21 protein-coding genes are annotated in these 19,023 nt (G+C 66.8%); 14 read left to right on the plus strand and 7 right to left on the minus strand.

Annotated elements, in window-relative coordinates; all coding sequences use genetic code 11:
- Nucleotides 1–39: 39 nt before the first annotated feature.
- The 3 genes from hisG to CO669_RS01895 form a co-directional block, all read right to left on the minus strand.
- A complete protein-coding gene (hisG, locus tag CO669_RS01885) occupies nt 40–1,017 on the minus strand; it encodes an ATP phosphoribosyltransferase (RefSeq protein ID WP_097657496.1) in 978 nt (325 codons plus the stop codon).
- Between the two features lie 3 nt (nt 1,018–1,020).
- Complete coding sequence (locus tag CO669_RS01890; protein ID WP_097657934.1) at nt 1,021–2,172, minus strand: ATP phosphoribosyltransferase regulatory subunit; 1,152 nt, start codon at nt 2,170–2,172, stop codon at nt 1,021–1,023.
- A 223-nt stretch (nt 2,173–2,395) separates the two neighbouring features.
- Nucleotides 2,396–2,659 (minus strand): hypothetical protein, encoded by a 264-nt coding sequence (locus CO669_RS01895; protein WP_097657497.1) that lies wholly within the window; start codon nt 2,657–2,659, stop codon nt 2,396–2,398.
- A 222-nt stretch (nt 2,660–2,881) separates the two neighbouring features.
- Between CO669_RS01895 and CO669_RS01900 the strand changes: the two genes are divergently transcribed.
- Both CO669_RS01900 and CO669_RS01905 read left to right on the plus strand, forming a co-directional pair.
- Nucleotides 2,882–3,334, plus strand: coding sequence for a hypothetical protein (locus CO669_RS01900; protein ID WP_245444135.1), 453 nt, complete (start codon nt 2,882–2,884; stop codon nt 3,332–3,334).
- Entirely contained in the window at nt 3,315–4,355 is a 1,041-nt protein-coding gene (locus CO669_RS01905; RefSeq protein ID WP_245444137.1) for a helix-turn-helix domain-containing protein, read from the plus strand. Before CO669_RS01900 ends, CO669_RS01905 begins: the two co-directional genes overlap by 20 nt.
- Here CO669_RS01905 and CO669_RS01910 read toward each other — a convergent pair.
- Entirely contained in the window at nt 4,352–5,107 is a 756-nt protein-coding gene (locus tag CO669_RS01910) for a 16S rRNA (uracil(1498)-N(3))-methyltransferase (RefSeq protein ID WP_097657500.1), read from the minus strand. The genes CO669_RS01905 and CO669_RS01910 overlap by 4 nt on opposite strands.
- Nucleotides 5,108–5,318: 211 nt before the next feature.
- Here CO669_RS01910 and CO669_RS01915 point away from each other — a divergent pair, with 211 nt between their 5' ends.
- Together CO669_RS01915 and ubiA are read left to right on the plus strand one after the other, a co-directional pair.
- A complete protein-coding gene (locus CO669_RS01915; RefSeq protein ID WP_097657501.1) occupies nt 5,319–5,981 on the plus strand; it encodes a hypothetical protein in 663 nt (220 codons plus the stop codon).
- A 141-nt stretch (nt 5,982–6,122) separates the two neighbouring features.
- A complete protein-coding gene (ubiA, locus tag CO669_RS01920) occupies nt 6,123–7,079 on the plus strand; it encodes a 4-hydroxybenzoate octaprenyltransferase (protein WP_097657936.1) in 957 nt (318 codons plus the stop codon).
- 114 nt (nt 7,080–7,193) lie between these two features.
- Here the strand turns inward: ubiA and CO669_RS01925 are convergent, their stop codons facing one another.
- Nucleotides 7,194–7,712, minus strand: a complete 519-nt coding sequence (locus tag CO669_RS01925; protein ID WP_097657502.1) for a DUF6101 family protein — start codon at nt 7,710–7,712, stop codon at nt 7,194–7,196.
- A 264-nt stretch (nt 7,713–7,976) separates the two neighbouring features.
- Between CO669_RS01925 and CO669_RS01930 the strand changes: the two genes are divergently transcribed.
- The 7 genes from CO669_RS01930 (at nt 7,977) to CO669_RS01960 (ending at nt 13,990) form a co-directional block, all read left to right on the plus strand.
- Nucleotides 7,977–9,365: a TldD/PmbA family protein gene (locus CO669_RS01930; RefSeq protein ID WP_198963765.1), complete on the plus strand. Its 1,389-nt coding sequence runs from the start codon at nt 7,977–7,979 to the stop codon at nt 9,363–9,365.
- Entirely contained in the window at nt 9,352–10,161 is an 810-nt protein-coding gene (locus CO669_RS01935; RefSeq protein ID WP_097657504.1) for a 3'(2'),5'-bisphosphate nucleotidase CysQ, read from the plus strand. Before CO669_RS01930 ends, CO669_RS01935 begins: the two co-directional genes overlap by 14 nt.
- Nucleotides 10,162–10,223: 62 nt before the next feature.
- Entirely contained in the window at nt 10,224–10,466 is a 243-nt protein-coding gene (locus CO669_RS01940) for a DUF4170 domain-containing protein (protein WP_063197361.1), read from the plus strand.
- The gene (locus CO669_RS01945; protein WP_097657505.1) at nt 10,463–11,176 is read left to right on the plus strand and encodes a lysophospholipid acyltransferase family protein; all 714 of its coding nucleotides are present in this window, start codon (nt 10,463–10,465) and stop codon (nt 11,174–11,176) included. Before CO669_RS01940 ends, CO669_RS01945 begins: the two co-directional genes overlap by 4 nt.
- The gene (locus CO669_RS01950; RefSeq protein ID WP_097657506.1) at nt 11,169–12,485 is read left to right on the plus strand and encodes a 3-deoxy-D-manno-octulosonic acid transferase; all 1,317 of its coding nucleotides are present in this window, start codon (nt 11,169–11,171) and stop codon (nt 12,483–12,485) included. The genes CO669_RS01945 and CO669_RS01950 overlap by 8 nt, the downstream gene beginning before the upstream one ends.
- Nucleotides 12,478–13,494 carry a tetraacyldisaccharide 4'-kinase gene (lpxK, locus tag CO669_RS01955; protein WP_097657507.1) on the plus strand — a complete coding sequence of 339 codons (1,017 nt, stop codon included), beginning with the start codon at nt 12,478–12,480 and terminating at the stop codon, nt 13,492–13,494. Before CO669_RS01950 ends, lpxK begins: the two co-directional genes overlap by 8 nt.
- 190 nt (nt 13,495–13,684) lie before the next feature.
- Nucleotides 13,685–13,990, plus strand: a complete 306-nt coding sequence (locus tag CO669_RS01960) for a hypothetical protein (RefSeq protein ID WP_097657508.1) — start codon at nt 13,685–13,687, stop codon at nt 13,988–13,990.
- A 127-nt stretch (nt 13,991–14,117) separates the two neighbouring features.
- On the opposite strand, the gene CO669_RS01965 is transcribed toward CO669_RS01960, so the two are convergent.
- A complete protein-coding gene (locus tag CO669_RS01965) occupies nt 14,118–14,342 on the minus strand; it encodes a DUF2093 domain-containing protein (RefSeq protein ID WP_097657509.1) in 225 nt (74 codons plus the stop codon).
- A gap of 208 nt (nt 14,343–14,550) precedes the next feature.
- On the opposite strand from CO669_RS01965, the gene CO669_RS01970 reads away from it, so the two are divergent.
- Together CO669_RS01970 and CO669_RS35825 are read left to right on the plus strand one after the other, a co-directional pair.
- On the plus strand, nt 14,551–15,375 hold the full coding sequence (locus CO669_RS01970) for a dienelactone hydrolase family protein (protein WP_097657510.1): 825 nt from the start codon (nt 14,551–14,553) through the stop codon (nt 15,373–15,375).
- 306 nt (nt 15,376–15,681) lie between these two features.
- The gene (locus tag CO669_RS35825) at nt 15,682–15,825 is read left to right on the plus strand and encodes a hypothetical protein (RefSeq protein ID WP_198963766.1); all 144 of its coding nucleotides are present in this window, start codon (nt 15,682–15,684) and stop codon (nt 15,823–15,825) included.
- A 288-nt stretch (nt 15,826–16,113) separates the two neighbouring features.
- Here the strand turns inward: CO669_RS35825 and xseA are convergent, their stop codons facing one another.
- Complete coding sequence (gene xseA / locus CO669_RS01985; RefSeq protein WP_097657512.1) at nt 16,114–17,733, minus strand: exodeoxyribonuclease VII large subunit; 1,620 nt, start codon at nt 17,731–17,733, stop codon at nt 16,114–16,116.
- A gap of 135 nt (nt 17,734–17,868) precedes the next feature.
- Between xseA and CO669_RS01990 the strand changes: the two genes are divergently transcribed.
- Nucleotides 17,869–18,879: an alpha/beta hydrolase gene (locus CO669_RS01990; protein ID WP_198963767.1), complete on the plus strand. Its 1,011-nt coding sequence runs from the start codon at nt 17,869–17,871 to the stop codon at nt 18,877–18,879.
- The last annotated feature ends 144 nt before the right edge of the window (nt 18,880–19,023 follow it).

Raw genomic sequence — 19,023 nt, forward strand, 5'->3', positions numbered from 1 at the left:
TGTCGCAAAGCTGAACGGAAAGCTGAACCGGCCTGGGACTCACCGCCGCAGGAACGTCTCGAGCTTGGCGAACAGCGGGTTCTCCCGGTCGAACACGTAGTCGAGCGACACCACCGAGACGGTCTCGGCGCCATGCTCGCGCAGGAAGCTCGCCAGCGCATAGAGCTGTCCCGGCGGGCAGTGCAAGGTCAGCATGCCTGACGAGGTCGGCCCGCCGAACGGCGCCTCGACGCCGAACCGGCTGTGGGCTTCGCCGAGCAGGGCGGCGTCGCATTGCCGGAAGCGGGTGCGGACCTCGCGGTATTTGTTGGCCCGCGCCCGTGCCGCGATGTGATCGAGGATGACGCGCGCCGTCTCCCGCGCCTGCGGCGACCAGTCGGCATCCTTCGACGCCACGAGATTGGCCTGGCTGCGCAGGATCATGCCGTCGTCGAGCACCCGCAGGCCGTTGGCGGCGAGCGTCGCGCCCGTCGTGGTGATGTCGACGATCAGCTCGGCGCTGCCGGCCGCCGGTGCACCCTCGGTCGCGCCTGCGCTTTCGACGATGCGGTAATCGGTGATGCCGTGGCTCTGGAAGAACGCGCGGGTGAGATTGACGAACTTGGTCGCGACCCGCATCCGCATGTGGTGCTGCTCGCGGAAGCCGGTGGTGACGTCGTCGAGATCGGCCATGGTGCGGACGTCGATCCAGGCCTGCGGCACCGCGACGACGACGTCGGCATAGCCGAAGCCGAGGCCGTCGATCAGCGATACGCGCTTGTCGGCGTCGGCGATGTTCTCGCGCACCAGGTCTTCACCGGTGACGCCGAGATGGGCGAAGCCGCGCGACAGTTGCGAGGCGATCTCGCTCGCCGAGAGATAGGCGACCTCGACATTGTCGAGGCCTGCAAGCGTGCCGCGATAGTCGCGGGCGCCGCCGGCCTTCGACAGCTTGAGGCCGGCACGGGCGAAGAAGGCCTCGGTGTTTTCCTGCAGGCGGCCCTTGGAGGGAACGGCCAGAACGAACGGCGCGCTCATGACTTAGGCTCCCACCTTGCGGCTGATCTTCGTCAGCGCATCCACCCAGACCGAGAAGCCGACCGCCGGGATCGGCTCGGCAGATCCGAGCTGGGTCATCAGCCCGTCATAGCGGCCGCCGGCGACCAGCGGCTCGGTGCCGTTGCCGCGGTGATGCAGCTCGAATTCGAAGCCGGTGTAATAGTCGAGGCCGCGCCCGAACGCGGTCGAGAAGCGCGTCTGCTTCACGTCGATGCCGCGCGCGGCCATGAAGCCGACCCGGCTCTCGAATTGGTCGATCGCAGCCGTGAGATCGAGCTTCGCGTCAGTCGTGAGCGCACGCAGCTGGGCGACGGCGTCGTCGGGATTGCCTGATATCGACAGGAAGCGCTTGAGCACGGTGATCGCCTCGCGCGACAGCGCGCCGCCCTTCAGCGTCGACTGCTCGAGGAAGCGATCGGCGATCTCGGCGGTGGTGCGCCCGCCGACATTGGTGGTGCCGGCGATCGACATCAGGTCGGTGACGAAGGCGAGCGCCGCCTTGCGGTCGGAGCCGGCGAGCGCGGCGAGCACGCCCTCATACTCGCTGCGCGTCGCGGTGGTCGCGGCCGCCAGCCGTTCCAGATCCTGCTCCAGGCTAATCTTGCGGTTGAAATCCTTGACCAGGCGGCGGCGCCAGACCGGATAGAGGTTGAGCGCGTCGAGCAGCGCGTTGAACAGCGCGACGTCGCCGGTGCGGATCTCGACGTCGCGGACGCCGAAGGCGCTCGTTGCTTCCAGTGCCAGCGCCAGCATCTCGGCGTCGGCCGCGGCGCGGTCCTGGCGACCGAAGGATTCGATCCCGGCCTGCAGGAATTCGCTGGCCCGGCCGCTGCGGTAACGAAACACCGGGCCGAGATAGCTGAACCCGGCCGGCTGGCCGGCGCGGGGCGAGGCGAGATAGTCGCGGGCGACGGGAATGGTCAGGTCCGGGCGCAGGCACAAGTCCTCGCCCGTGAGGTCCGTGGTCAGATACAGGCTCTTGCGGATGTCCTCGCCGGACAGGTCGAGGAACGGCTCGGCCGGCTGCAGGACGGCGGGCTCGGCCCTGACATAGCCGGCCTGCGCGAACGACAAGAGCAGCGTATCCGCCCAGGCGGCGGAGCCGGCAGCATTTGAGGTGGCGGTCGCGGTCATGACAGGGTCCATCGACCCGGGGGAACCGGGCAGGGCAAGGGGGGCGAATTGGCGCAGCCCTTAGCATGGTCGATGCGCGGTTTCGACCTCCAAAGGATCAATCGCTTAACGGAGTTTGGCGCGCGGAAGCCCGGCGTTCAGGTCTGAAACGAGGAAAGCGCCTTCATCCCCGATTAAGGTATTAAAATACCCCTTCGATGATGAACCGGCAGACGAGGGCGGGTCATTCGCTCGGGCCACAGAGGCTTCCGGTTGATGCTGCGGCCGAAGGATCGGTCGCTGCGAAGTCCGGCGCTTCTGCTGCGGACCCGGCGTCTTCCGCCAGCCGCTCTGCCCATTCGAGTACCCTCTGCCGCCTGCCGGAATCGGTGAGGCGGAGAAAAGCCCTGATAAGCCGCAGCGCCTCGGATCGCCGCGCGTCCGGCACGACATCGACATTGATCGACACGCCTTCACTCACGATTGTCACCTTTGATGTCGCCGTCATCGTTCTTGCCGAACGCCTCGGCGAGCGACGTCGCGGTGCGGCAGAAGGCCGAGCGTCACAATGATAAATTGAGAACCGCGGGCAAGTCGCCGCATACTCATTCTGGGTACGGCAGATGATCCGTTCGCCGTAGGCATCGTTTACAACATCAATGTTGGTTTCCGATTCATGCGCAATGCTTCTGATATCATCCGGACGGTCTCGCGACATACGCTGGCCTACATGCTGTTCTCGATGAGCGAGCTGTTCCGGCACTACGACGAATTCGATCCGCTCGACCTTCTGATCGTTCATGCTGTCCTGAACGCGAACGTCATCCATGTGATGAACGATCCGGTGTTGGACGAGAAGTTCTCGAGCATTCATGCCGTCGAGCCGGATGTGATCAAGCAGGGGGTCTCTCGTGCGGCGCTCTCGCGCTTTCTCAGCCTGCCGCTCGAAACCGTTCGCCGTCGCGTGGCCGGATTGAAGAGGCGCAAGATTCTCGAAGAGACCAAGGCCGGACTGATCGTGACCGAGCAGAACGCATTCCGGTTTGGAAACAACCACGAACTGCAGAAGACCAACATGCTGCTGCTGACGAAGCTGCTTCGCGATCTCAAGCGTGCCGGCATCAATGGGCCGGACGATCTGCGCGCCTCCAATCGAACCGCGAATGCAGGGAAGGCTAGGTAAGCTGCACGATATGGATCAGGGCCATCTCGATATCGCGCGCGACGGAGCGCAAAAGCCGGCGACGGACCGCTTGATGTCTTTCCAGCGTCTCAAGCCGTCGTCCGCGCTCGAACTCGAAGCCTATGACATCGACCATTTCGGGGAGACGGAGAGGTATGCCGGCGCGTCCAGCATGCCCTTGTCCCCCGGTGCGAAGGCCATCATGCGCGCGCGGCTCGGCTTGCCGAACCTGACCCTGTCTCTGGTGAAAACCTTTCCGCGGATCATTCGCGGCTATCGACTGATGAATGCCGCCGCCGTCGTGGTGCCGATGGATCACGTGACCTCGGCCTGTATCAACGGGCAATCGATCGACCGCTCCATCGTGATGCTGCGAGGAGCCTCTGATTGCCTTGTCCACGAGCCCGAGGGCCGGCTGATAGCTGTCGTGTATTTCACTCCGCCCCCGCGCGAGCCCTGGACCCAACTGGGTGACGGTTACCATCTGGCGAACCCGGCGCCGGACGTCCTGGCCTCGTTACAGCATCTGGTCTCTGTCACGCTGGAAATTGCAGCGCACGACCCGGACTTCCTGAAGGCGCCGGCGTCGTTGACCGCCGTCGAGCAATCATTGCTCAGCACGATGGAAGCCGCGTTGTGCACCAGCGGGAAGCGCAGGTCTGTGCCGGCCACGATGGAGGGCTATCGGCGCATCGTCGCGGACATGGAACGCTTGATCCAGCACAATCTGACGATCTGGCTCAAGACGCCCGAGCTCGCGGAGCAGGTCGGCGTGTCCGTCCGCACGCTCCAGAGCGCGACACAAGCAATCTGCGGCATCAGCCCGAATCGCTATAGCCGGATCCTGCGGCTGTGGTCGGTGCGCAAGCAGTTGCGCATCGGTGCGGGGCAGCGCAGCGTGAAGTCCTGTGCGATGGCGCACGGTTTCTGGCATCTGGGCGAGTTCGCGGCGAGCTATAAGGCGGCCTTTGGAGAGCTTCCGTCCGAGACCTTGCAGCGTGCGATGCGGGAGACGCTCTAGCCCCTGCTTCCGCCCCAATCGCCCAGCACCGCCTGCACCAGGGCCAGTGCCGCCACCGCGGCCGTGTCGGCCCGCATGATCCGGGGGCCGAGGGCCAGCCGAAGGATTTTGGGCTGCCGCAGCAGCAGGGCCCGCTCGTCTTCGGCAAAACCGCCTTCGGGACCGATCAGGACGTCGATACCTTCTCCAGCCGCGCGCGCGGCTTGCAGGGACTGAACCGGGTTTTCGACCTCCGCCGCCTCATCGCAGAAGATCAGCAGGCGGTCGGCTGGGCGCTGGCTGAGGAAGCGCTCCAGGGCGACCGGTTCGGCGACAGTTGCGATGCTCAAAATGCCGCATTGCTCGGCGGCCTCGACGACATTGGCCCGCATCCGCTCGGTGTTGACCCGGGAGGCCTGGGTGAAGCGGGTCAGGACCGGATGCAGCGCGGCAGCGCCCATTTCGATGGCCTTCTGGACCATATAGTCCAGCCGGGCGTGCTTGAGCGGGGCGAAGACATAAGCGAGGTCGGCGAGTCGGTCCTGCGGCCGGGTCTGCTGGAGGATGACGAGGCTGTCCGGCCGCTTGCGGCCTTCAATGGCGGCCTGCCACTCGCCATCCCGGCCGTTGAACGCCAAGACCTCGGCCCCGGCGGCCAGCCGCAGCACATTGCCGAGATAATTGCTCTGATCCCGGTCGAGCGCGACCCTGGCGTCCTGGGCCAGGGGAACATCGACGAACAGGCGGGGCGCGCGAAAATCGTGGGAGGGCATCGTTCAAAAGTCCAATTTGGCGCCGTTATTAACCGAAACCAGCCGTTTCGGGGGTAAATATTGCCCCACCGCTGCGTCGGCGCGCCGCGCTCTTGCCCTATTCGGTGGGTTGTTAAGGGCCGGCGGGAATCGTAAAATCGCGAGCACGCTGGTTGCGCTTCAATTGGGAAGGCGCTGGACCCCGTAAGCTCCTGCCGGAGAGATTTTCTTGATGATCCGTCATTTGATGGTTCCGATCGCCGCCGCCATGGTCACCATGGGTGCCGCGGGTGCCTATGCGCAAAGTGCGTTTCCGGCGCCGCTGCCCAGCCAGGCCGCAACCAGTTCGGCGTTTCCGCCGGTGAACGGTTCGGCGCCGGTCGCGTCCGTCGGCACGGCCCCGCAATCGTCCTTCCCCGTGAACGGCGCCGCGCCCGTTGGTGGCGCCGGCGCTTTCAGCGCGGCCCCGCCGACGCAAGGCGGTCCCGGCGAGGACTGCATGAAGTCGTTCATGCCCCTGCGCGAGGAAGCCGAGAAGCGCGGCAAGCTGATCAAGGCCGCGAGCGACCGTCACGCGCCGCCCGACGAGGCCTGCAAGCTGATCCGCAATTTCAGCCAGGCCGAGTCGAAGATGATCAAGTATATCGAGGCCAATGCCTCGAAATGCGGGATTCCGGCGCAGGTCGGCGCGCAGATGAAGGACGGCCACAAGAACACCGAGGCGATGCAGGCGAAGGTCTGCAACGTTGCGCAGCAGATGCAGCAGCAGCAGGCACGTCCCGCCGGTCCGTCGCTGAGCGAGGTGCTGGGTTCGGGCTCGGCGCCTGAGGCCAATGCCGGCAAGAAGGGCGGCAGCACCTTCGACACGCTCAACGGCAACGTCCTCACCCGATGATACACGTGCCGCCGATTTGAAGTTCCTACGGTGCCTGCCGCGCGATCCTCATAGGAACTTCAAATCGATAAGCGGCACGTGAATTGCGATTTCTTGCTAGTGCCCTTGTCGTTTTCGAAGTTCGTACCGGAATACGCCGCGATGGAATACGAACTTCGAAAACTGGGCACTGGCACATCGGCCCGCGTTGCCGATTCCACCGGCAACTGGGTCGATACGATCGCGCCGCCATGGGCGCGGCCTTATTTGCGATTGTCCCGCTTCGATCGTCCGATCGGCTCCTGGCTGCTGTTGATGCCCTGCTGGTGGTCGGCGGCGCTCGCGAGCGGCATGGCGCACGACATCCGCGGACTGCCGCTCACCATCGTGCTGTTCTTCGTCGGTGCCTTCGTGATGCGCGGGGCGGGCTGCACCTGGAACGACATCACCGACCGCGACCTCGACGACAAGGTCGAGCGCACGCGCTCGCGGCCGCTGCCGTCGGGGCAGGTCAGCACGAAACAGGCGCTGGCCTTCATGGTCGCGCAGGCCGCGATCGGACTTCTGGTGCTGCTGCAGTTCAACCGCTTCGCGATTGCGACCGGCATCGCCTCGCTCCTGATCGTCGCGATCTATCCCTTCATGAAGCGGATCACCTGGTGGCCGCAGACCGTGCTCGGGCTTGCCTTCTCCTGGGGCGCCCTGATGGGATTTGCCGTCACCTTCGGCCGCATCGACCTCACCGCGCTGGTGCTCTATGCCGGCGCGATCTCCTGGGTGATCGGCTATGACACGATCTACGCGCATCAGGACTCCGAGGACGACGCGCTGATCGGCATCAAGTCGACCGCGCGCCTGTTCGGCGCGCATACGCACCAGGCGCTGATCCTGTTCTACGGGCTTTCGGTGATGCTGATCGGCGTCGCGCTGGCCTCGGGCGATGCGCGCTGGCCGGCCTGGCTCGGGCTCGCCGCCTTCGCCGCGCATCTGGCGTGGCAGATCATGCGCTTGCGGATCGATAATCCGGAGCTGTGCCTGCGCCTGTTCAAATCGAACAAGCATGCGGGCTTGCTGCTGTTCGCGGGATTGCTGGCCGACGCGGTGATGCGGGCTGCGTAGGTCTCGTAGGGTGGGGCAAAGGCGCACTTGCGCCGTGCCCATGATCTTTCAATGATTGATAGAGAAGGTGGGCACGCTTCGCTTTGCCCACCCTACGACACCTGTGATTGCCGCTTAATTCCGCGCGATGATCTCGCGTTCGCCTTGATGAATCGTCAGCTCGCGCGCGATGCCGGCGCGGCGGCGCATCAGGAATTTCGGACGGCGGGCGCGGATCGCGTTGGCGCGGCGGCGGCGGGCCGCGGGCTTGCGCGCGCCTTCGTCGAGCTGCGGCAGCGCGAAGAGCTCGCTCCAGATCGCCCAGGCCTCGGTGAGTTCGTCACCCTCGGCGCCGACCAGCAGCGGCACGGAGAGCGAGGGATCGCGATGCACGAGGACGAGGGCCTGTGCCTCGTCATTGCCGCGCAGCGCGACACCGGTGAAGTCGCTGACGCGGACGTTGATCGCCATCTGCATGCCGCGCACGGCACGGCGCAGGACGACGCGTTCGCGATGAAGCTCGATCTGCCTGGTGTATCCGTCGGCGCGCGGATCATGCGCGTCGAAGCGGACCGGAAGGGAAAGAGGGTCGAGCCGCAGAGAGCGGCTCGACCCGGCGGGAGTGACCCCGCATGTTGCTGTTTGACGCCTCACGGCTTAGTTCTCCCCGCCGGGATTATGTTCCCGGTCGATGCGAGGACCTTAGCGCGGGCCTTTCCGAAACCGCTTAAAAAGGCTGGTTAACCCACCGTCACTGCGGCTCATGATTGACAAGACCTTGGCACGCATGATTGACGAGACGTTGCGCCGATGGTGCGAATCTGAGCTTTTGGCGGGCTGAAAATGCTTGAAGTCCGCGCAATCAGGGCACATCTGTGGGTTCCGGTCCCGAACCCCCGCCCCAACAGGATTTCGTTCGTGAACTCTTCACCAAGCTCGTCGCCTTCGACCACAGAAAATCGCCTGTTCGATCAGTCCGCGCTCTCCGATCTGGCGCAGCGGCTGGTGGAGGCGGCGCGGCGCGCCGGCGCGGACGCGGCCGATGCGGTCGCGGTGCGCGGCGTCTCGCAAGGCGTCGAGGTGCGCGACGGACGCGTCGAGGAATCCGAGCGGTCCGAGGGCGACGATGTCGGCCTGCGCGTGCTGGTCGGCCAGCGTCAGGCGGTGGTCTCCACCAACGACGTCAGCGGCGACGCCGTCACCAAGCTCGCCGAACGCGCGGTCGCGATGGCACGCGTCGCGCCCGACGACAAATATGTCGGACTTGCCGATCCCGCGCTGCTCGCGCGCGATTTCCCCGAGCTCGATCTGCTCGATCCCGATGTGCCCGCAACTGCCGAGCTCGAGCGCCGCGCGCTCGCCGCCGAAGCTGCCGCGCTCGCGGTGAAGGGCGTGACCAAGTCCGGCGGTGCCTCGGCCTCCGCGGGCATGGGCGGCATGGTGCTCGTCACCTCGACCGGTTTCCACGGCTCCTACCTGCGCTCCAGTCAGGGCATCTCGGCGACCGCGATCGCGGGCGAGGGCACCGGCATGGAGCGCGACTACGATTTCACCTCGGCACCGCACGGCGCCGATTTGCTGTCGCCCGAGGTCGTCGGCCGTTCCGCCGGCGAGCGCACCGTGGCGCGCTACAATCCGCGCAAGGTCGAAACCTGCAAGGTGCCCGTCGTGTTCGATCCGCGCGTCGCGGGCTCCCTGGTCGGCCACCTTGTCGGGGCCATCAATGGCGCCTCGATTGCGCGCAAGACCAGCTTCCTGAAGGACAAGCTCGGCCAGCAGCTGTTTGCCAGGAACATCCGCATCATCGACGATCCCTTGCGCAAGCGCGGCCTGCGCTCGCAGACTTTCGACGCCGAGGGCGTCGCGGTGAAGAAGACCGCGCTGGTCGACGAAGGCGTGCTGACCACCTGGCTGCTCGACTGCGCCACGGCGCGCGAGCTCGGCCTCGTCACCACCGGCCACGCCCATCGCGGCGTGTCGTCCTCGCCCTCGCCGGGACCCTATAACCTGCATCTCGAACCCGGCACGCCGACACCCGCGGAGCTGATCTCCGACATCAGACAAGGGTTCTACGTCACCGACCTGATCGGCTCGGGCGTCAACGGCGTCACCGGCGATTACAGCCGCGGCGCCTCCGGCTTCTGGATCGAGAACGGCGAGATCACCTATCCCGTCAGCGAGGTGACGATCGCAGGGCACCTGTTCGAGATCTTCAAGTCGATGCAGCCCGCGAACAATCTCGAATTCCGCTACGGCGTCAATGCGCCGACGGTGCGCATCGAGGGTTTGACGCTTGGCGGACGCTGACGCGAACGACATCATCCTGACGCGCGACGCGGCGCTGCTGCAGGACACGGTGCGGGAAGCGGGTGCGCTGGCACAGTCGATGTTCCGCACCGAGCTGAAGAAGTGGACCAAGGGCGCCTCCTCGCCGGTGTCGGAAGCCGACATCGCCGTCAACGACCTGCTCGAAACGCGCTTGCGCAGTGCGACGCCGGATTATGGCTGGCTCTCGGAGGAGAGCGCCGACGACGCGGTCCGGCTGTCGCGGCGGCTGACCTGGATCGTCGATCCCATCGACGGCACACGCAATTACCTGGGCGGCCATGACGATTGGTGCGTCAGTGTCGCGCTGGTCGAGGACGCCGCGCCGGTGCTGGCCGCGGTGTTCGCCCCTGTCAGCGGCGAGTTCTTCTTCGCCGCCCGCGGCCAGGGCACGACGCTGAACGGCAGGGCCGTGCAGGCGTCGCCCGGATCGGCGCTCGACTTCGCCCGCATCGCCGGCCCGAAGCCGATGGTGGAGCGGCTCAATACCGCCGGCGGCGACATCAAGCTGCATCCGCGAATCGGCTCGCTCGCGCTGCGCCTGTGCCGGGTCGCCCATGGCGCGCTGGATGCGGCTTTTGCGGGGGGCAATAGCCATGATTGGGACCTTGCGGCGGCCGATTTGATCGTGCAGGAAGCCGATGGTAGGATGAGCGACCTCTCCGGAGAACCCATCCTCTATAACCGCCGGGAAGTGGCGCACGGGGTGCTGGTGGCAGCGGGACGCGATCGTCATGCGGGCATAGTCGCGCATTTTCGAAACCGTCCCCTGGCCTAAGGCGCTTTTCGTCGTGCTTCTCGAACACTGCTTTGCCGGGCAGCCCGTTAGGAACAGAACTCATGCCAGATAGTGCCCCGCAACAACTGCTTCACCTCGTGATCGGCGGCGAGCTCGTCGATCTCACGCAAAACACCTTCAAGAATCTCGACGACGTCGAGATCGTCGGCCTCTACCCGAACTATGCGACCGCCCATGCCGCCTGGCGGGCCAAGGCGCAGAGCACGGTCGACAATGCGCAGATGCGCTATTTCATCGTCCATCTCCACCGGCTGCTCGACCCCAATCAAGAACCGGCGCGTTGAAAAAACTGCTTCGCAATACGCTGCGAAGCAGCTGGTTTCAACGTGCCGTCGGGTTTCTGGCGGCCGAATATCTGCGCCTGGTCTGGCGGACCAACACATTCACGTTCGATCCGCCTGACGTCTACGACATCGTCGAGCCGCAGATCCCGGCAATCTTCGCCTTCTGGCACGGCCAGCATTTCCTCACCCCCTTCATCAAGAACAAGGACTCCTACCGGGCCAAGGTCCTGATCTCCCGTCACCGCGACGGCGAGTTCAACGCCATCGCGGTGGAGCGGCTCGGCATCGGCCTGATCCGCGGTTCCGGCGATCATGGCAGCGCCTTCCACCGCAAGGGTGGCGTCGGCGCCTTCAAGGAAATGGTGCGGACGCTTCAGGACGGTTGTAATGTCGCGCTGACCGCCGATGTCCCCAAGCGCGCGCGCGTGGCCGGGCTCGGCATCATCATGCTGGCACGGGAATCGGGGCGGCCGATCATGCCTTTCGCGATGGCGACCAGCCGCTTCATCCGGCTGAAGAACTGGGACCGCACCACCATCAACCTGCCCTTCGGCCGGGGCGCGTTGGTCGGCATCAAGGAAATCCACGTTCCCGCGGATGCCGACGCAGCCATGATGGAGGCGCTGCGGCTGGAGCTGGAAGAGACGTTGAACGAGGCGACTCGCCGCGCCTACGCGCAGCTCGGCCGCCCGGGACCGCAAGATGCCTAAATCGCTGCCCATTGCGCTGCCGATCACGCTGCGGATGTACCGGCGCCTGGCATCAAGCCTGGTGCCGCTCGCGCCTGCGCTGATCAAGCGCCGGCTGAGGCAGGGCAAGGAAGATCCCGCGCGCGTCGGCGAACGGCGGGGCCTGTCCCGCGACGTGCGGCCGCATGGTCCGCTGGTCTGGATCCACGGCGCCAGCGTCGGCGAGGTGCTGGCCGCGGCCGCGCTGATCGAGCGTTTGCGCGATCTCAATTTGCGCATCCTGCTCACGTCAGGCACCGTCACCTCGGCCGCGGTGGTCGCAAAGCGCTTTCCGCCCGACGTGATCCATCAATACGTGCCGTATGATTCGCCGCGCTATGTCGCGCGCTTCCTCGATCATTGGAAGCCGTCGCTGGCGCTGTTCATCGAATCCGATCTGTGGCCGAACCTGATCCTCGCGGGTGCTGCGCGCCGCGTGCCCATGGTGCTGATCAACGGGCGGATGTCGCCGCGCTCCTTCCCGCGCTGGCGCCGCATGCACGGCACCATCTCGGCGCTGCTGTCGCGGTTCGACATCTGCCTGGCGCAGTCGAAGCTGGACGCCGAACGCTTCGCCACGCTCGGCGGCCGCGACGTCGTCACGACCGGCAATCTCAAGCTCGACGTGGCGGCGCCGCCGGCCGATCCCGCCAAGCTCGAACGGCTGATGGCGATGACGCGCGGGCGGCCGATCATCGTCGCGGCCTCGACCCATCCGGGCGAGGACGAGATGCTGGTCGCGGCGCATCGCAGCCTCGTCGGGTTCTTCCCGCAGCTCCTCACCGTGATCGTGCCGCGGCATCCCGATCGCGGCTCCTCGATCGCGGGCCTGATCACGGCCTCCGGCCTGACGCCCGCCTTGCGCTCGCGCGAAGAACTGCCGACCGCGACCACCGATGTCTATGTCGCCGACACCATGGGCGAGCTCGGCCTGTTCTACCGGCTCTCGCCGATCGTGTTCATGGGCGGCTCGCTGATCCGCCATGGCGGGCAGAACCCGATCGAGGCGATCAAGCTCGGCGCTGCGATCGTGCATGGCCCGCACGTCTTCAACTTCGCCGAATTGTTCGAGGCGCTCGACGCCAGCGGCGCGGCGCGGCAGGCCGACACGCAGGAGGCGCTGGTCAAGCAGCTCGGCCAGTTGCTGGCCGATCCCGCGCTGCGCGAGACGATGCAGCGCGCGGGCACCGGCGTGGTGGACCAGCTCGGCGGCGCGCTCAACCGCACCATGACCGCGCTCGAACCCTATCTGCTGCAGCTGCGGATCGAGATGGGGGCCGCCAATGCGTGAGCCGGCCTTCTGGTACCGGCCACGTTCCCTCCAATCATATGCGTTGTGGCCGCTCGGAGCCGTCTACGGTGCGATCACGGAACGGCGCATGCTGCGCAAGGGCGCGGATGCCGGCATTCCCGTGATCTGCGTGGGCAATTACCATGTCGGCGGCGCCGGCAAGACGCCGACCGTGCTGGCGCTGACCAGGCTGTTGCGCGAGCTCGGCGAGACGCCGGTGGTGCTCAGCCGCGGCTATGGCGGACGCCTGAAGGGCCCGGTCATGGTCGATCGCGAACGGCACAAGGCCGCCGATGTCGGCGACGAGCCGCTGATGATGGCGCGCGACGTTCCGGTTGCGGTGGCGCGCGACCGCCTCGACGGCGTCGCGCTGGCGAAGTCGCGAGGCGCGACCGTGATCCTGATGGACGACGGTTTCCAGAACCCGCGTTTGCTGAAGGATGCTTCGCTGATCGTGATCGACAGCGAGCGCGGTCTTGGCAACGGCGAGGTGTTCCCCGCCGGTCCCTTGCGCGCGCCGCTGAACGCCCAGCTCGCGCGCACCGACGCGCTGGTGCTGATCGGCGACGGCCGCGCCGCCAACGACGTCGCGGCGGAGCTTGCCAAGCGCAACAAGCCCGAGCTGCGCGCGCGCCTGAGGGCGGATGCCGCCTCGCTCGCGCAGCTCCTCGGCAAACGGGTTCTCGCCTTCGCCGGCATCGGCGATCCCGAACGGTTCTTCCGCACCCTTCGCGCCGGCGGCATCGACGTGGTGCGCACGCGACCCTTTGCCGACCACCACATGTTCTCGCGCGAGGAGATCGCCGCCCTCGCAGCGGAGGCCCGGCGCGAGCAGCTCACGCTGGTGACGACGGAGAAGGACCTCGCACGCCTGCGCGGCAACGAGGGCGTGCCAGACGGCATCGTCGCGTTCGCCGTCCAGCTCGAATTCGACGATCCCGCCAAGTTGCGGCAGCTGATCAGCGATCAACTCTACAAGGCGCGCGAGCGGCGGTTCAACAAGCGGTGAGCTCGCGGCACACGCTGGTCTCGTAGGGTGGGCAAAGGCGCCAAGCGCCGTGCCCACCATCTGTTGCGCTCGGACACAGCTGGTGGGCACGCTTGCGCTTTGCCCACCCTACGGCAGCTACGGCACCTCACCATTCAGGCGACATTCATCGCAAGAGCTCTATCGATCTCGAACGATCCTGGAGACTACGATGAAACCGCCTCTTGCCGCCGTCGCCGCCAGCCTTGTGTGTCTGATTGTTGCGCCGGTGTTCGCGCAGACAACGCCGTCGGCCGCGCCGACCGCCACCGTGCCGGTGCCCGCGACCAAGCGCGTCACCTGTCTTGCCACGACGCAAAACCTGAAGGGGCAGGACAAGCGCGATCAGCTGCAGCTCTGCCTGGCGCAGGCGCGGCTCGATTGCCTGAAGCAGGCGATCGATCAGAAGATCGTCGGTGAGGCGCGCAAGAGCGCGATCAAGACTTGCGTGGGTACGGATGGTCCCGAGCAGCAATAGCACCACGGCGCCACGAGCTCGGTCCCGTAGGGTGGGCAAAGCGAAGCGTGCCCACGTTGTTCGCCATGGTTTTACAGAGGTGGGCTCGGCGCGTTGCGCCTTTGCCCACCCTACGGGAGCCGAAGGATCACGCCGGCTTCATCGCGCCCGGGAAATGCCGCTGCAAGACGGCCTCGGGCGTGGCGTAGGCCTCCTGCAGATCGACGCTCCAGTACTTCAGCTCGTCGAGCGGGATCCGCGCGTCGGTGATCGCGCAGCGCACGAAGGTCCCCGGCGAGATCACGCGGAAATCGCCGTCGAGATATTGCACCTGCGCTTCGCCATGGCCCGAGGGGCCGAACTTGTTCAGCACGGTCGAAAGTCTCCGTGGAAGGCCGCGTCCAGGCCGAGCCTGGAGGGCACGATGTGTTGGACGGGATCTAGCATAGATCGGGCTGCTTGTCCGCCCGTTAAACCCACCGGTTTGTGATGTTTTGCCGCCGTTCCCGCGTGATAATGCTCGGCCGAAGGATCGTCCCGGCGCGCCGCGCGTTGCCCGGCACCTGATACGGCAGAGTCCGATGCGCCTTCGATTGACCGCCCTGTTCCTGACGCTAGCGATGTCCGCCGCCCACGCCGCGCCGGCGCCGCAAGCAGTCGAGATTCCGCTGGCGTCGGGCGTCCTCCACGCGCAGCTCTACAAGCCCGAGGGCGCGGGTCCGTTTCCGACCGTGATCGCGCTGCATGGCTGCGGCGGGCTCAGCGGACATTCCGACGCCGTGCTGCCGCGTTATCGCGACTGGGCCGAGCGGCTGCTCAGGGGCGGCAATGCCGTGCTGTGGCCCGACAGCTACGGCTCGCGCGAGCTCGGGCCGCAATGCCGCGTCAAGGAGATGCACGTCAAGGCGCGGCGCGAGCGTGTCGCCGACATCGCGGCGACGCGGGCCTGGCTGATGAAGCAGAACTGGGTGGCGCGCGACCGCGTCAGCCTGATGGGCTGGGCCAACGGCGCCAGCGCGCTGCTCTGGGCCGTGCGTCCGCAAAGCGCGGCGCGCGATCACGGGCCCGATTTCCGCGCCGCGATCGCGTTCTATCCGGATTGCCGGATCTCCGCCGGTCTCGGCTGGAGCACGCGGGTGCCGACCCTGGTGCTGATCGGCGCCGATGACGACGTCTCGTCGCCGCCGGCCTGCCGCCAGATGGTCGAGGGTGCGCATGGCCGCAGCGCGCTCGCGCGCATCGTGGTCTATCCCGGCGCCTATCACGATTTCGATCGCGCCAACACGCCGCTGCATACCGCTGCCGGCAGCAACGATGCCGCCGTTCCCGAGCGCGGCCATCTCGGCACCGATGCACAGGCGCGCGCGGAGTCGCAGAAGGAGGTCACGGAGTGGCTGGCGCGGTAATGAAAGTGCCGTAGTCCGGATGGAGCCAACGGGTCGGCGCAACGCGCCGCCCGATGACAGGCTCCGCGAAATCCGGGACGGTCATCGTGTGTGGCGCGAGCCCCGGATTGCGCTACGCTCCATCCGGGCTACGCTTCCCCCATGAAGCGGGGCCGCCCGGGGAACAACGTGAGACGGGCAGCCCCGCATCGACCACCGCCCTGCACGGATCATGGCCGACCGGGAATCTACGGATCGCGCGTCAAACCGGTTTCAGCAGGTGACGGCGCCTTAGTTCGACCACGATGTCGATTCAACGCAATCCTCATGCGCCGCATCACCCTGTTCTCCGCACTGGCCGTCTTCACCGTCGCGATCTTCCTGTACGAGGCCCACGCCGGCGCTCCCTTGCGCGCGCCGGAGCATTGCGGCTTCTGGACCACGATCGACGCGGGACTGTCCTGCCGCTGAGGCGGGCTGCGTCGGCATCCTCCGTCATTGCGAGGAGCCCTTGCGACGAAGCAATCCAGGGTCTTTCCGCGGAAAGATTCTGGATTGCTTCGCTGCGCTCGCAATGACGAGTTTGTGGCTACACTGTCCTCCACAAACGCGCTGTCATCGTCCGCGAAGGCGGACGATCCAGTACGCCGCGGCGGCTGTGAGTCATCGAGAGGCTGCGGCGTACTGGATTCCCCGCTCCAGTGCGCGATTGCGCACAAGGCGGGGAATGACAGTGAGGGTGGAACGCCGCTCCCGGCCTCAGAACAGATTGCCCTGATCCACCGGCTTCGCCACGCGCTTCGGCGCGGGCTTCGTCTCCGCCTCCGGCTTTGGCCGTGGGGGTGCGCGCCTGGCCGCCGGCGCCGGGCGATCCGCATCCGCGGTTGCCGCCACGCGGCCGTCCGCGAACTCGATCTCGACCCTTGCGCCGGGCCCGACGCTGTCGGCCGCATGCACGGGATGTCCCGCCTCGTCGCGCACCAGCGCGAAGCCGCGCGCGAGCACGCCGCGATAGGACAGCGCCGAGAGCAGCTTGCCGCTGGCCTCGACGCGGGCATCCAGCCGCTGCAGCAGCGTGACAAGCGCGCGGCCGGCGCGCTCGCTAAGCCGCTGCGTGCGCTCGCGCTGGCGGGCGATGGCGTTGCGCTGCGCCTGCGCATTGGAAAGCTTCGAGGCGCGCAGGCGCACGTCCAGCCCGGCAAAGCGGTCGCGCCGCTGCCGCAGCAGCGAGCGCGCGGACAGGCCGAGCCGCTCGCCGCACACGGTGAGACGATGATCGGCCTGCGAGATCTGGCCGTGCAGCACCCGCAGCGTCAGCTTCGAGCTTGCGGCGGTAAACCGGCGGAAATGCGCATGCGTGTTGGCCTTGAGACCGCGGGGCAGGGCGCTGCCCGCCGAATCCAGCCGCTGCCGCGGGATCGCCAGGAGATCGCCGGCCGCCGGCAACGCGCGCGCGGCGGCGCGCAGCTCGTTGCGGCGGCTCTCCTGGGCGCGTTGCCAATAGGCGCGGGTGCGGCGGCCGAGATCGGCGACCTCGACGAACAATTCGCTGCGCACCGGCACGGCCATCTCGGCCGCCGCCGTCGGCGTCGGCGCGCGCTTGTCGGCGACGAAGTCGATCAGCGTGATGTCGGTCTCGTGGCCGACGGCGGAGATCAGCGGGATCATGCTCTCGGCCGCTGCGCGCACCACGATCTCCTCGTTGAACGACCAGAGGTCCTCCAGCGAGCCGCCGCCGCGCGCGACGATCAGCACGTCGGGCCGCGGAATCCTGCCGCCTTCGGGCAGCGCGTTGAAGCCGCGGATCGCGGCCGCGACCTGCTCGGCCGAGCCTTCGCCCTGCACCTTGACCGGCCACACCAGCACGTGGCGGGGAAAGCGGTCCTCCAGCCGGTGCAGGATGTCGCGGATGACAGCGCCGGTCGGCGAGGTCACGACGCCGATCACTTCCGGCAGCCACGGCAGCAGCTGCTTGCGCGCCTCATCGAACAGGCCTTCGGCGGCGAGCTTCTTCTTGCGCTCCTCCATCAGCGCCATCAGCGCGCCGATGCCGGCCGGCTCCAGCGCCTCGATCACGATCTGGTATTTCGAGGAGCCCGGATAGGTCGTGAGCTTGCCTGTCGCGATGACCTCGAGCCCCTCCTGGGGCTTGAAGCGCATGCGGCCGTGCACGCCCTTCCAGATCACCGCCTCGATCTTGGCGCTCTCGTCCTTGAGCGCGAAATAGCAATGGCCGGAGGAATGGGCGCCGCGGAAGCCGGAGATCTCGCCGCGGACCCGGACGTGGCCATAGGTGTCCTCCACCGTCCGTTTCAGGGACTGCGAGAGCTCGGAGACGGTGAATTCGAAGGCGTTGTTCAGTTGTTCCGCGGGCGGCATCACAAACGATTCGGCATTTGGGGGTCGGACCCGACGTTAAGGATTTTCGCCTGCCAGCGCCAATCCCGGGCTTGATCCCAAGAGTACTCTGTATTATAGAGTTCTCTATTGATTGATGCCTTGAGGAGGCGAGCCATGGCGATGCGATTGCTGCGCGGCGTTTTGAGCGGCGTGAAATGGGCCCTGTGTGCGGTCGGCGGCGTGGCGCTGATCCTGACCGCGATGATCGCGACCCCGCTGCAGCGGCCGCCCGAGATGCGCTCGGTGTCCGACTCCACCAAGGGCATCGACTGGTCCACGCTGCCGCCACTCGAGCGCTTCCAGGCCCGCGACGGCACCTGGATCGGCTATCGCCATTACGCACCCATCGGCCCGGCGGCAGGCCGCGGCGCGGTCTTCATCCACGGCTCGTCCGGCTCCAGCGGCACCGTCAACCATGCGCTGACCCATGCCATCGCCGCGCGCGGGGTGGAGACCTGGGCGCTCGACATCCGCGGCCATGGCGGCTCCGGCACGCGCGGCGATATCGGCTATGTCGGCCAGCTCGAGGACGACCTCGTCGACTTCGTCGCCCATTTGCGCCAGTCCGCGCCGGATCTGCCGCTCACCCTGATCGGCCATTCCGCCGGCGCCGGCTTCTCGCTGCGCGTCGCCGCAACGGCGATCATGCAGGACATGTTCGTGCGCACCGTGCTGCTCGCGCCCTATCTCGGCTATGACGCGCCGACCAACCGGCCCAATGCCGGCGGCTGGGCCAGCCTCGACCTGCCGCGCTTCTTCGGCCTCACGGCCCTGCGCAGGCTCGGCATCGATTGCTGCGCGCAGCTTCCGGTGCTCGCGCTGGCGGTGCCGGCGACCTCGGCGAAGTACCTCGTCGCCACCTATTCCGATCGCCTGATGCGCAATTTCTCAACGCGCGGCTATCGGGTCGATCTGCCGGCAACGACGCGCCCGGTCACCATCTTCGGCGGCGCCGATGACGAGATGATGATCTCGGACAAATACGCCGAGGCCGTGCACGCGGTGAAACCGTCGGTCGACGTCAGGATCATCGACGGCATCAACCACATGGGCATCGTCACCAACCCGAAGGCGATCTCCGTCATCGCCGACGACGTCGCAACGCGCGGGGGCGGGCAGTCATGACGCTTGCTCCGGCGTCACCCGCGCGCGCGGCCATCCTTCGAGACGCCCGCCTGCGGCGGGCCCTCAGGATGAGGACGGAGTTTGCGGCGGTCGCTTCAACGGGGTCTGACGCGGCTGAGCCTCATCCAAAGGCAAACCTGCCAC

It is taken from the genome of Bradyrhizobium sp. Y36, assembly GCF_002531575.1.
In the GTDB taxonomy this organism is placed as follows: Bacteria; Pseudomonadota; Alphaproteobacteria; order Rhizobiales; family Xanthobacteraceae; genus Bradyrhizobium.